Below are 14,818 nucleotides of genomic sequence, written 5' to 3' on the forward strand. Positions count from 1 at the left end.
TAGCCATCATACATTTTGCATGATGAGACTTTCCTTGAAAAAACCAACTGCCAGCAACTCTTCCACTGAAGATATAAATGTATCGGCTATGTAATGTATGTCAGTTTGTGTATGCGCAGTCGTCATGAAGCACGGGAATCCATCATATATATGAACTCTTTTTTCTCTCATCAATGAGAAAATTAATTCTGTATAATTTATCTCAAACTTAGGCTTAAACTTCCAAAGCGAGCCAAAGTGAACTATATCAAAAGGCAAACCTTTACTGGATAAGTATTGATTGATTTTCTCAGCAAGCTCTGAAGTCTTTTGCGTCAGGTCATGTTGAAGTTTCCCACCATCTTTTTGAAAGTATTCTAAGGCAGCTTTGGCTGATGCTAAGGCCAAAGGATGTCTAACAAATGTCCCTGCAAAATATGTCACTCCCACCTCGGGTACCGAATCGTCTCCATACTGCCAATACCCTCCATCCAAAGCATCCATGAATCTCTTGTCACCTGCTATAGCTCCAATCGATAATCCTCCACCGATTACTTTTCCATATGTACAGATATCAGCTTTGATTCTGAATATACCTTGTGTGCCTTTCAAATGCATCCTAAATCCTGTGATCACTTCATCAAAAATCAATGCAGCACCGCACTCTTTTGTTATTTCTCTTACTTTTTGAAGGAATTCGATGGGTCTGAACTCTGGTCTTCTACTCTGTACGGGCTCTACCAATACTGCGGCTATTTCATCTTTCCTCTCCCTAATGATCTGAAGAGATTCATCAGTACCATAGTCTAGCAACAACATATTCTGAACAGAATTCTCCATAATTCCGCTTGCCGCAGGAAACACTTTCTTATTCTGAATACCTCTTACAATAGCCTCATCAAAAATCCCATGATACGATCCATTGAAAGCAATAATCAAGCTTCTGTCTGTCACTGTTCTAGCTATTCTCATCGCTCCCATCACCGCTTCAGATCCTGTATTGCATAGTGCTGACCGCTCATGCCCTGTCATATCACAAATCAATTGACAAACCTCCCCTGAAAGTGGATGCTGTGGGCCGATCTCATAACCCCTGTCCAATTGCTCCTTAAGCCTATCATTGATAAATTCAGGTCTATGCCCGAATATGATTGAACCAAATCCATTCAAAGCATCTAGGTATTCATTTCCATCTATATCCCAAATTTTACTTCCTAAGGAACGATTTACTACCATAGAGTAGACCATCTCCTTGATAGCTGGCTTAAAACCAGATACCACTCTAGGGTCGGACATGTGTGCTCTGTGTTTCTGAGTATATTCTTTGGAGGATTTTGTCATGGACACTACCCTATCTACATGAGATTTGATAAACATTTTCTGAGCTTCAGAAAGCTCTACATCCTTCTTTTGAATTCGAGCTATTGCGCCAAATGGCTTTTTCAGTTCTACTGATTCAGACTCTGAAAGCTTGAAAGGGCTACTATCTTTTTGTTCTTGCTTAGCAACTGGAGTAGGTGGTACTTGGGCAGGGGCATGGCTTGCACCATTTACTGGCATTGGAGCTGCATGATTTTGTTGTTGGATTTGATTCAACTGCTTTGATAGCAATTCCATCTGCTGTGCTATCAAGTTGATCATGGCATGCTGTGCTCCATTTCCTATATAGGACTCTTGTGATACATTCACTTGTGGTGAAGAAGTCTGATATTGATGCACTTGCTCTGCAGCTGAAACAGAAGGCGCTGAAGTAGGTACTGTGGCTTTATAAGCTTCTTTTTGAGAAGGAGAAATATGTTGGTCTACATAAGCTGAAATTTGGCATATGGACTGTAGCTCTTCATTTAGCTGCCTGAAGCTCAACTGTACACCAAACTCATTCCTGAACTTTGAGCCAAGTTGAGTCAAAATCAGGGAATCTAGTCCCATTTCAGAGAAAGTAACACTTTCATCTGGCATCTGTACTCCTGTAGCATCAAGAATTATTTCTTGAATTTTTTGAGAAAAAATCTTAACTGTATCCATTTCCCTAGCTGTATTTAAATTTACTTTTTGATTTAATTGTTCTTTATTACCAAGTAATTCTTCTTTCAACACCCGCTTTGGCGGATCCAGCCAATATCGCTGCTTATCAAAAGCATAGGTTGGAACATCCTTAGATAGCGTGATATGTTTATTCAACATTTTAAAATCCACAGCATGCCCTGCCTCCCATAATTTCCCTACTGTATTGATGAATGTTTCCAATTCAGTTGATTCTGTTTGGTCTGGTGAAATGCTATGAAAAACTTTCCCTCTGTGTTTCAAGCTGTGCTGTCTAACAAGACTACTCAACACATTCCCAGGACCTATTTCAAGAAAATCAAAAGATCCCTCTTGATCAATTGTAAATAGAGCATCCGAGAAAAGTACAGGATTGATAATTTGCTTGGCCCAATAGTTTGCACTCATCGCTTCATCGTCTTTTAGCAATTGCCCTGTCACCGTCGATACAATTGGAAGCTTTGGTCTGTGCAGCTCTATTTTGGAAATAACTTCTTCAAATTCATTCAATATTGGCTGCATCATGTAGGAATGAAAAGCATGGCTGGTTTGCAGTAACCTTGATTGGATTCCTTGAGCTTGTAGCTTTAGCGAAAGCTCTTTGATTTGCTTATGATCTCCCGAGAGGACACATGCCATAGTAGTATTTACAGCGGCAAGTGATACATCTTCATTTATGTGATTCCGGATTTGATCAATGGAAGCTCTTACTGCAAGCATAGCTCCTTCAGGTAACTGACTCATCAGCTGTCCCCTTCTACAAACTACATCCAATGCTTCCTCAAAGGTCATCACCCCAGCAAACACAGCAGCACAATACTCCCCAATACTGTGTCCGCATAGGATCAATGGTTCTACACCTAACGAGATCCACAACTTGCCAAGTGCATACTCTGTCAAGAAAATAGCCGGTTGGGTGAATTGCGTTTGTCTAAGCTTTTGGGTAGCCTCTGCTGCGAAAGCTTCAGAAAAAATCAAGTCCAGAATATTAAAACCAAAATACTTTTCGATATAGAGTGAACCTGCGTCTAAAGCTTCTTTGTATGCATCAAAATGCTTATACAAAGAAAACCCCATCTGCAGGTACTGAGCTCCTTGGCCAGTAAACAAAAAGGCGAAATCTTTATCTCTTGCTGCTTGAGTACTTAAAACTTTCTCGTTAATAAATTGCTCTAATTTTCTCTGCAAATCTTCAGAATCCTTGGCCAAAACAAATTTTCTCAAGGAATAATCAGGCCTAAAATGCTGTAAAGTAGATGCTATATCAGCAATCCCATGTTGAGGGTGACTTTTCGTATAATTTATAAGCTTGGTTGCATAATCCTTAAGTGATCTTTCAGTTTTTGCAGACCAATTTATCAGGTGAAAAGGTAGCTTACTTTGCTCAATAGACTGATTAGGTAAATTAGTGTTTATCACATCTGGTTGAGATAAAACCACATGAACATTGGTGCCACCCACACCGAATGAACTTACTCCTGCGATAAGTTTTTCATGATCTGAATAGGACACTACCTTATTATTGATATAGAAAGGGGAGTTTTCAAGATCAATATTTGGATTTAGCTTTTCAAACCCATGCACAGGCACCATTTTCCTATGATGTATAGAAAGCACAGCTTTGATAAAACCTGACACACCAGCAGCGGCATTTAAGTGCCCGATATTACTTTTGATCGTACCAATTGCACAATAATTTTTCTTTTTGGTCTCTCCGAATGCCAGCTTAAGCCCTTCGATCTCAATAGGATCACCTAATGGAGTACCCGTACCATGTGCTTCTACAAAAGTTACTTGATCTGATTGAACTTCTGCATCCATCATCGCTGCGCGAATAGCCATGGCCTGACCTTCTATACTTGGCGCACTGAAGCTCCCTTTGTCACCTCCATCATTATTGACTCCTACACCTTTGATCACAGCCAAGATTTCATCTTGATCCCGAATGGCGGCGTCCATATCTTTCAATAAGACAAGCCCTACACCATCACTAAAAACAGTACCCCTAGCATGATGGTCAAATGATTTACAATGGCCATCTTCGCTATAAGCGGCTCCCTCTTCATAAAGGTGCCCACTAAATACGGGACTCTTCACACTCGCTCCACCCGCAATCGCCACTTCGCAATTCCCCAATCTTATACTTTCTGCTGCCTGCACAATGGCTAGCAAAGATGAAGAACAGGCCGAATAAACACTCACAGCAGGACCTGTCAAATTCAAATGATATGCGGTCCTTGAAGCTATAAAATCCTTTTCATTCAATGAAGTGACTTGAAAATCACCTAGTGCTTCAATTCGCTCTGGAAAGTGAATGAGGTTGTTTTGAAAATAAGTGTTCTTACTCACCCCCGCAAAAACCCCTATTTGACTATCCGCGTCTTTTTTCCTATAACCAGTACTTTCCAATAATTCGTAGGCAGACTCTATAAAGATCCTTTGCTGTGGATCCATGGCCTCAGCCACGATTTTATTCAAGCCGAAAAATTTGGCATCAAAATGATCTACATCATCAATCAATCCCCGTGCTTTGACATAGTTTGGCTTAGAAACTTCATTAGGATCTATTGAAGCATCTACTTCCCAATCTTCAAAAAAATGAATAGTCTCTTCATTGTTGACAAGTACTTCCCAAAGCTTATGAACATCACTTGCCTTCGGGAATTTTCCTCCTATCCCTATAACAGCAACCTCTTTTTTGATGTCTGGCTTCGATTTTTTTGAATTTCCACTTTTCAACAATGTTTCATTCTTTATACCTGACACTACATTTTCTATAATCAAAGAGACAGAAGGAAATTGATATAATTTTATTATTGGTAATTCAACTTTTGCTTCATTTCTCAACCTGGAAACGAGCATTTGGGCTTTTAGAGAATTCCCTCCAAAAGCGAAAAAATTATCCTCTACCCCTATGATATCAAACTGTAGTATCTCAGCAAAAATCTTACATATAGAAACTTCAATTCCTGTTTTCGGTGCTACATAAGGTGAAAGAATAGATTCTCTGATTTGAATTGGTTTGGGTAGTGCTTTTCTATCGATCTTACCTGATGATGTTTTAGGAAATTCTTCCATTTCTAAAATAAAATCTGGAACCATGTATTCAGGTAATGATTTTCTTAAAAATTCTTTCAAATCATTGACCTGAGAAGCTTGCTTGGAGTCGAACTGCACATATCCAACGATCATTTTTTGACCTGCTGAATCCAAATCAAGTTTCACAGCGGCTTGTTTCACCGCAGGAAATTTATTGATATTGACCTCAACTTCTCCTAGCTCTACCCTATTGCCTCTTACCTTAACTTGATCATCTACACGTCCCTTGAACACAAAAGATCCATCTTCATTCTTATTGACAATATCTCCTGTTTTATAGGCAATTTCAAAATCTGGATCAAGGCCAGGTATAGAAACAAAACTTTCTGCGGTAAGATCTTCTCTGTTTTTATAACCACTAGCAAGACAGTTCCCCATTATATATAGCTCCCCATCTCTACCAGTATCGCAGGGCTTTCGGTTCTCATCAAGCACATACAACCTACAATCAGCTGCAGCATAACCAATATGTGGTATTTCATCCCAGGTATCAGGGTCTTCTGCTAACTTATGAACTGTAACAAAAACACTTGCTTCAGTAGGACCATAGAAGTTTTTCAGTCTAGTGTTAGGCATATTTTTGAAAAATGTCCTAATCTGAGGGGTGATTTTCAACAATTCGCCAGCTGTGAATATCTCTACTAAAGAGCTTGGATAAGTATTTGACTGAATGGCTTCGTTTGCAAAATACTGTAAACTCACAAATGGAAAATAAACCCTATTAATTTGATTTTTTTGTATGTAATCAATCAAAAACTTGGAATCCAACCTATTGATTTCATCTATAAAGTGTAGAGTCCTTCCAGAAGAAATTGTTACCAAAATCTCCTTAATTGCCCCATCAAAACCAAGGTAACAAAACTGCAGAACTTGCTCTTTACTTTCATATCCAGTTTGTTCCAATTGGAATGCAACCATCTCAAAAATACCTTGGTGATCCAAAACAACTCCCTTCGGAACGCCTGTTGATCCAGAAGTGAAAAGAATTGCCATCTGTTGAAACTGGTCCTCAGCTACCTCAACCGACTCTCCTACCTCATCTTGATTTACTCCAATGAAGTCTAGCCCAAGATCATTAAACTTTTCTTGTTCTTTTTCAATACCAATACAAGATTTAACTTCTGAAATTTCAACAACTTGTTTCAGCCTTTCCACTGGGTGCTCAGCATCCAAAATCACATAAGCTTTTCCAGCTTTCAATACAGCTAAAATACTTGTAACAGTATGTAAATGCTTCAAGGCACTTACACCAATTACTTTTTCTTCAGCATGGAAATTCAGTATATAGTCCTTCAACCTATCAGACGCAATATCTAACTGCCCATAGGTAAGTAACTCGTCTTTGTAAACAATAGCAACGCTTTCAGGTGTCTTGGCCACCTGCAATTCAAAAAAAGAATGGACTTTATTATAAATATGCTTCATAATATATCATTTTATTAAAAATCTCACATTGCTTTAACTTTAAACAAAGTTATATAAAAAAAAATATTATACAAATTCCTGTATTCAAAAATCATTTATATTATATTGAAATACATTACAAACGGTTGAATCGACATTAATAACGCAAGCATTTTAAGATAATAGGATATAAAAAATCACGACGGAATGCAGGTTCAACCCATAAATTCTCAAAATTCAATTGAATCAAACTACACAAAGGTGTATTTATCTTTTAAATGAATTATTATTTATTTGAAATACATTTTTTAATATTTATTATATATTTTTGCTTACACATTTTAAAACAAAACCATGGTTAGGATTGATAAAACAGCAATTGCAATCATCATTATGATTTACTGTGTCGCTTGCAGTAAAGTAGATGATATTCCCGCAGACCCAATTTCAGCTCAAACAAATTGGGTAAAGTCAAATAGTGTGGATGAAGCCATATTAAATAGTAGCTTCTCTAATGGAGAGCTTAATTTAATTGCTGTTGAAAATTACTACAAAAATATTCATCTCAAGAGCCCTGCCAATCCAAAATCTTTTAAAGGGTTCATAAGTAGGCCAGGTTGGCACAAATTACCAATTCATAATCAGCTATTCGTCAGTAGAACAGAAACAGATATCTACATTGCGCCAAGTGGAGATATGAGCAATGAAAGTTTTATCAAATTATCTCCAAAGGACTATGATAAAAATTTTATTCGTTTTGAGGACATACCAAGTTGGCAAGGAGAAAGCTTCGGCTTATCTGGAACAGGATTGATTCTCATCCCATACAGAACGGCTATCGCTGGTATTGCTGAAAATGAACCTAGCTTTCTTTTAATAGAAACAGCTGAAAACCAGAATAGTGTCAATGTTGCAAATGTAAGTTTAATAAAACCGAATGTAATTGATTACTTTGATCAAGTCTATCAAATATCTTCTTATGATGATTTTTTTATTGCAAATATTGGTGGGGTCATTGTTCAAATAAATTCGGACAAATCCATAAACACAGTGGGCTCATTTAATTATTTTAAATCTGCTGTTTTAGAAGACGAAATTGTTTCATTTGGTATCCACTTGCAAAGCAACTCCGTAACGACATTTAAATCTTCTAAAAATGGAAAAAACAGAACTGAAACGAATAAACTGACGCTACCTAGTGAGTTCAGTGACATTGAAATCACCACAATAGACAATAAAATCATTGGATTCAAGAATGACAGAATTTACAAGATAGAATTGGCTCCAAATGAAATGAAAATCACACCACTGGTCAACAAGAACTTAGAAGAAGGATTTATTACTTCCATCACACAGGCGAACAACACAGTTGTTGTCACCGCATTATGCCATGTCATATGTGGAGTATACACAAAACCATTGTCTGATTTTTTTGAAGTAAAAAATTAAATTACCTGAATCTCACATATAAAATGTCCTAAAGATTGTATTATCTATACTTCCTTTAGGGCATTTTTTATTACCAAATATCTACCTAGGGCATGCTGAAAAATGCTAACTGGAGAGTAAATTCTTGAAACTTTGATAAATACCCCATTTCAAGAGTATTGTCTTTTTAAACCGGTGCAAGCTTATTCAATGATCCAGCTTGATTTGCCTGCATGGCAACTTGACAGGTTCTTCATTAGGCTCATTTGAAGTAAAAGCACACATCTTCATTCGTCCGCTTTGAACTTACCTACTGATAGGTAGATCCGGTAAACCTGAGACCTTTTCAGCAAGCCCTAAAATTAGCTTATATATAAAAAAAAGACCATCCGAAACAGATGGTCCTTTAACAAATCTACAGGTTAGGGTATTTTATGATAGGGCTTACCCAATAAGCCCATCTACTTACTTCCTGAGCTTAAGCTCAGTTCTTCTATTCTCTTGGTGCTGTGCACCTGTACATTCACCGCAATCATGGATCGGTTGACTTTTTCCAAACCACTCGTAATTCATCCTTGCTGCCTCTACTCCTCGTTTCTTCAGACATTCCATTACCACTTTTGCTCTACGCTCACTTAGTGGCTTGTTATATTCTGAACTCCCCCTTTGATCTGTATGGCCTTCGATGTTCAAGTTCAAATGAGGCATACGGTTCATCATCACTGCCGTACGCTCTAGCTCTTTTCTATGAACTGGTCTGATGAATGATTTATCGAAATCGAAGTACACAATCGGGATCGCATTCAACTCTCGCTGAAGTTCTTCAAAGATGCCTATCTCATCACAGATATCTTTATCAAGTAGCTCTTTAGGAAGTTCATATTGCTTGGTTGGATCAGGAAATGCCTCAAGGACTAACTCAGATCTTCTGTTTAGCTGATGCTCCCACTCTGGACACGGCACTCCGTCTCCACAATCATTGGTTAACTTTTCTTCTCCAAACCAATCGGCTCTAATCCTATCCGCACCTACATTATATTTTTTCAAGTACTCACTTACAGCATCAGCTCTGCGCTCACTCAATGCCTCATTGTATTCATAGCTGGCTCTAGAATCTGTATGTGAAGATACTTTCAGATCCAAAAACTCATATTTACCCATCAACTCACCAATTTTATCAAGTACTGGCTCTTCAGTTAACCTGATAAAAGATTTGTCCAAATCATAGTAAACAATATCTACATAAACCGGCATCTGATATGGAATCTTAGCAAGCTTATAAGTCCTTTCCAACACATCCGATTCTAAGCCAACTGTTGTTAAAGTATTATCATAGATACTAAAATAGCCTGGCTTGGTAATCGATAGATCGAAACTTTGCTCTACTGGAAGCTCCGCTGTCAATGCCCCATCCTCATCTCTTGCTGTTGCTATTGCTGTATTGGATGATCTATCTTTCAACATCGCTTCAAAACTCTCTGTAAATAGCTCTCCATCACAGTCGATAACTCTGGCAAGCAACCTCTTGTTTAGATCATCTATGGTATAAATATCGTCAAGCCCTTGACCACCGGAACGATCACTGGTCAAGTATCTATTTCCAGCTTGTGAAATGCTGTAAGCAAAATCATCACGATTTGAATTGATGGGAGCTCCCATATTTTCAACTGAAGTGATTGCCTTGGAAATGGTATCATAAGTGGCAGAGAAAACATCTAACCCACCCAACCCTGGATGTCCATCACTTGAGAAGTAAAAACCTGACCCCATTCTGAATGGATGACTCTCATTTTTACCAGTATTGATTTCAGTCCCTAAATTCACAGGTTCACCAAAGTTCAATTCAGCGTCATACTCAACATAGTAAATATCAAAACCTCCTTCGCCTCCTGGCATATCTGAACTGAAATAAATCCGCATGGCTTCTTCATCTACATATGGATGCATAACGCCATATTTCACAGGATCATTAAATGGCAAGGACTTGTGCTCTGAAAGATTACCATTCTCATCTATCTTACTATAGAAAATCTCCGCTCCAACAGAAAATTGTTGTACTCTTTTCGCTTTTGTTATTTTTCTAGTGACAGTGTAAAACATCAAACCTTGTTCATGCATAAAGCTTGGGTTTGAAAAGTGCAAAACTTCTTCATTTGAAGGATCCACCTGAGACACATTGCCAGAAGTATCCTTTTTATAAATTTTGAAGAACTCTCTGTCGTTAAAGTCGTATTTCTCTTCGCTATAAATATTGTTCAAATCTGGTCTTATAGCTGCTTTTCTAGTAGGTGTGACAGCACCTCTATCAGAGCTGAAGTACATATTTTGCCCCACATCCACAATCAAACCCATGTCTGAACCTGAGCTATTAACACCTTCCACAGCAGATAGCTTCAAGTTAGTTTTTGCTTTGTACATCTCCTTCATTTTGACAGGGTCAATTTCAGGAAAATCTTCAGCGATAAAACTAGAGCCCTCTAAAAGCTGATTGATTTCTACTTCTCCACCATTTAACCTATAGCTCGATAGGATGTACTCATAATAATCATCACGATCGGCTTCTTCAAAGCCTATTGTTTTCTTCCACCAATCATTAGCCTTCTTGTAATCTCTGAAGTTGCTGTATGATTTGGCTATCATCTTAGCTGTTTGATACTTTTCTCTTCTTTCAAAAGCTTGCTCATATGCCTCAGCTGCATGACTAAAGTTATTCAACTCAAACTGCTTATCAGCATATCTCAAAAGTGCATTCTGACCATTTGATTCTGGAAGGAACATGATCATCAAAATGCCCACTAATAAAATTGTATATAACTTTTTCATAATTAGAACCATCTTGGGTTTTTCATGGAAACAATTCTTGGTGAAATATAGTACCCAACTGAAATCTCGTGGGAGTTATTCCTATAATCACTTAAAACATTCAAGCTATGATCATATGCATAACCTAGCCTAAGATTACTGGTAGCAAACACCTCCAATATAAATGCAACAGCATTTCTTTGATTAAGGTTATCCTGTAAGTGTTCCATACTTCCCACCTGAACATTTGATCTATATGAAGCTCCTAACCACAACCTTTCTTTAAATAAGATCATGCCGTTGATATCATAATTTGTTGGAGCTCCTTTCACTTCTTTGATCAAGAAACTTGGCTTCACTTGAACACTAGAAGACAATGGAATCATCATACCTGCTGTGAAATAATAATGAAAGTCATGATAAGCAAGCGCAATGTCTTCTCTCTCTAATGAACTTCTTCCTATCAAGTTGTATGCACTCAACCCTGCATAAAACCTGTCTGTGTGAAAAAACAGACCTGTGTTCATGTTTGGAGTGAAAAGGTTGATTCTTCCTTCTGGAATGTTGGGATCATTGGGATCATTTGCCCTGAGCATGTCACCATCTATAGCATACTCGCTAGCACCAGCACTCACCCCAAGTCCTAAGAAACTATTTCTTCCAGTTTGTATTCTATATGCATATGAAAGCATAACTCCATTGGTATTTGTCGGGCCAATTTTGTCTGAAAGCAAGGAGATTCCAAACCCCATCAAACCTTCATTGGCGCTCAAATCTGCTGTAGCTGTAAATGTCGTCGGTGCCCCAGGCAAACCTACCCATTGACTTCTGTACGTACTTTGTATATATGGTTCACCTTTGTATCCAGCGTATGCAGGGTTGATGTGTAATCCATTGAAAATATATTGGCTATACTGAGGTAGCTGTTGTGATTGGACTCCCCCGATGGCCATCATGGCCATCAGAAGTGTCATTATTGTTATTTTTAAATACCCTTTCATGATTATTGTCTTTAGTCTTTGATAACTTGAATCCATCCTTTGAACTCGTGAAGTCTTCCCGCATTGTCTGTACCTCTGAGTACATAGAAGTATGTACCCGCTGGTAATCCATCTGCGCGCCAGTCATTCTGGTAGTCACTTCGCTCAAAGACATGGTCTCCGTACCTGTTGAAGATCACGATCTCGTTTGTCGCAAACTTGCCAAGACCTTTGATCTCGAAACTATCGTTTCTATTGTCTCCATCTGGAGTAATCACGTTCGGGATAAAGAACGGATTCACCATATTCACATCTGTATCAGTATTATTCTCTGGACTAACCTCTTCACCATCTGACACCACCGTCACCACATTGGTAATGGTAATTGGATTCGAACTTGGTAGTTCATTCGCTCTTACTTGTACTCGAATCGTCAAGCTTGCCCCTGCAGGGAAGTTTGGAACTGTCCAGGTTACTCGCTGACCATTTGTTGTCGTCGAAGGTTGGATACTAACATCACTCGCTTGGAAACTAGAACTCAAATAGCTAACTCCATTTGGTAAATCATCCGTGATCACTACATTCTCTGCATCTGTCACTCCTTGATTCAACACTTGAATCTCATATTCAAATTCGTCCCCTTCGTAGATTGTCACTCCAAAAGAAGTCTTGCTTACTGACACGTCAACCTCATCATTCAAGATTCGGAAAGTCACAAATGCTTCATCCATGTTACTTGGATTCATCACCTCTGACAACTCATACCTTAATCTATAATCCCTGGCTTCATTTACACCCGGTATCAAGCTCAACTCACCATTAGGATTAATTAAAAGACCTACGATACCATCCAAATCTGTGAAAACAAAGTCCACATTATCCATAGTGACTGACTGACCGTCTAGCAAATCATTGTCTAGTATATTCCCAATCATGCCCCCAAAGCTTACTACAAACTCTCCAAGCTCATCATCAATAGCTAAGATTGGTCTAGCTTCAACTCCTATAGTCAAAGAATCTTCGTCAGATATAGGGTTTCCTTCAGGTGTTGTAGCTGTTGCATTGGCGGTATTCACTACACTTCCATTTTCTATATCTTCTGCTGTCACTGTGTAGCTTGTAGTCAATACCACAACTTGTCCTGGAGATAAAGAATCAATCCCTTGCTCAAAACCAGTCAGTGGATCAATTACCACCACTTCAGTCAAAGTCACTGCACCAGTATTGGTCACTGTCAAGGTATAGTTTATCACTTCACCCACTTCTTGGATTACTGAGGTATCTGCTGTTTTTACGATTTGGATAGAAGCACTTTGATCTACAACTTCTACCTCTACCTCATCCTCATCACCTGGATTCTCGCCATCAGGACTCTCCGTGCTTACTGTTGCTACGTTCAGGATTGATCCGTTATCAATGTCTGATTGGGTCACAGTGTAAGTATAGTCAAAGCTTGCTGTTGCATTCGGTGCCAAAGTCTCTACTGTCTCTGTCACACTTAGCATCGCATCTGCTATCACTACATTGCTCAAAGTTGTGTTGCCTGTATTCGTTACCGTCAAGGTGTACACTACTTCTTCACCTGCTGCACTTACTACTGACTTATCAGCTGTCTTTTCTAGTGTGATACCGCTTTCTTGATCTACATCAACTTCTACCTCATCCTCATCACCTGGATTCTCACCATCAGGACTCTCCGTGCTTACTGTTGCTACGTTCAGGATTGAACCGTTATCAATGTCTGATTGGGTCACAGTGTAAGTATAGTCAAAGCTTGCTGTTGCATTCGGTGCCAAAGTCTCTACTGTCTCTGTCACGCCTAGCATCGCATCTGCTATCACTACATTGCTCAAAGTTGTGTTGCCTGTATTCGTTACCGTCAAGGTGTACACTACTTCTTCACCTGCTGCACTGACTACTGACTTATCAGCCACTTTCTCTATCGTGATTCCGCTCTCTTGATCTACATCAACTTCTACCTCATCCTCATCACCTGGATTCTCCCCGTCTGGACTCTCCGTGCTTACTGTTGCTACATTCAGGATTGAACCGTTGTCAATATCTGATTGGGTCACAGTGTAAGTATAGTCAAAGCTTGCTGTTGCATTTGGTGCCAAAGTCTCTACTGTCTCTGTCACACCTAGCATCGCATCTGCTATCACCACATTGCTCAAAGTTGTGTTGCCTGTATTCGTTACCGTCAAGGTGTACACTACTTCTTCACCTGCTGCACTAACTACTGACTTATCAGCTGTCTTTTCTAATGTGATCCCGCTTTCTTGATCTACATCAACTTCTACCTCATCCTCATCACCTGGATTCTCGCCATCAGGACTCTCCGTGCTTACTGTTGCTACGTTCAGGATTGATCCGTTGTCAATATCTGATTGGGTCACAGTGTAAGTATAGTCAAAGCTTGCTGTTGCATTCGGTGCCAAAGTCTCTACTGTCTCTGTCGCGCCTAGCATCGCATCTGCTATCACTACATTGATCAAAGTTGTGTTGCCTGTATTCGTTACCGTCAAGGTGTACACTATTTCTTCACCTGCTGCACTTACTACTGACTTATCAGCCACTTTCTCTATCGTGATTCCGCTCTCTTGATCTACATCAACTTCTACCTCATCCTCATCACCTGGATTCTCCCCGTCTGGGCTCTCTGTGCTTACTGTTGCTACATTCAGGATTGATCCGTTGTCAATATCTGATTGGGTCACAGTGTAAGTATAGTCAAAGCTTGCTGTTGCATTTGGTGCCAAAGTCTCTACTGTCTCTGTCACACCTAGCATCGCATCTGCTATCACTACATTGCTCAAAGTTGTGTTGCCTGTATTCGTTACCGTCAAGGTGTACACTACTTCTTCACCTGCTGCACTAACTACTGACTTATCAGCTGTCTTTTCTATCGTGATTCCGCTTTCTTGATCTATCTCTGTTTCTATCTCGTCTTCATCACCTGGATTCTCACCGTCAGGGCTTTCAGTGCTTACCAAAGCTTTGTTCAATACAGAGCCTGCATCTACATCCGCTTGCGTTACTGTATAGTCTGTATCTATTGACGCCTCTGCTCCTGGGGCTAATGT

General features: G+C 39.2%; 5 protein-coding genes. 1 reads left to right on the forward strand and 4 read right to left on the reverse strand.

What is annotated here, in order from left to right; genetic code table 11:
• Positions 1 to 6: 6 nt before the first annotated feature.
• Entirely contained in the window at positions 7 to 6,546 is a 6,540-nt protein-coding gene (locus MM239_RS15680) for a polyketide synthase (RefSeq protein WP_241349200.1), read from the reverse strand.
• A 333-nt stretch (positions 6,547 to 6,879) separates the two neighbouring features.
• On the opposite strand from MM239_RS15680, the gene MM239_RS15685 reads away from it, so the two are divergent.
• The gene (locus MM239_RS15685; protein ID WP_241349201.1) at positions 6,880 to 7,974 is read left to right on the forward strand and encodes a hypothetical protein; all 1,095 of its coding nucleotides are present in this window, start codon (positions 6,880 to 6,882) and stop codon (positions 7,972 to 7,974) included.
• A 444-nt stretch (positions 7,975 to 8,418) separates the two neighbouring features.
• On the opposite strand, the gene MM239_RS15690 is transcribed toward MM239_RS15685, so the two are convergent.
• The 3 genes from MM239_RS15690 to MM239_RS15700 form a co-directional block, all read right to left on the reverse strand.
• Complete coding sequence (locus tag MM239_RS15690) at positions 8,419 to 10,776, reverse strand: OmpA family protein (protein ID WP_241349202.1); 2,358 nt, start codon at positions 10,774 to 10,776, stop codon at positions 8,419 to 8,421.
• A 2-nt stretch (positions 10,777 to 10,778) separates the two neighbouring features.
• The gene (locus tag MM239_RS15695) at positions 10,779 to 11,729 is read right to left on the reverse strand and encodes a PorP/SprF family type IX secretion system membrane protein (RefSeq protein ID WP_241349203.1); all 951 of its coding nucleotides are present in this window, start codon (positions 11,727 to 11,729) and stop codon (positions 10,779 to 10,781) included.
• Between the two features lie 38 nt (positions 11,730 to 11,767).
• On the reverse strand, positions 11,768 to 14,818 hold a 3,051-nt coding region (locus tag MM239_RS15700), incomplete at its 5' end, for a DUF7507 domain-containing protein (protein WP_241349204.1).

The sequence above is a fragment of the Belliella filtrata genome, from assembly GCF_022549775.1.
In the GTDB taxonomy this organism is placed as follows: domain Bacteria; phylum Bacteroidota; class Bacteroidia; order Cytophagales; family Cyclobacteriaceae; genus Belliella; species Belliella filtrata.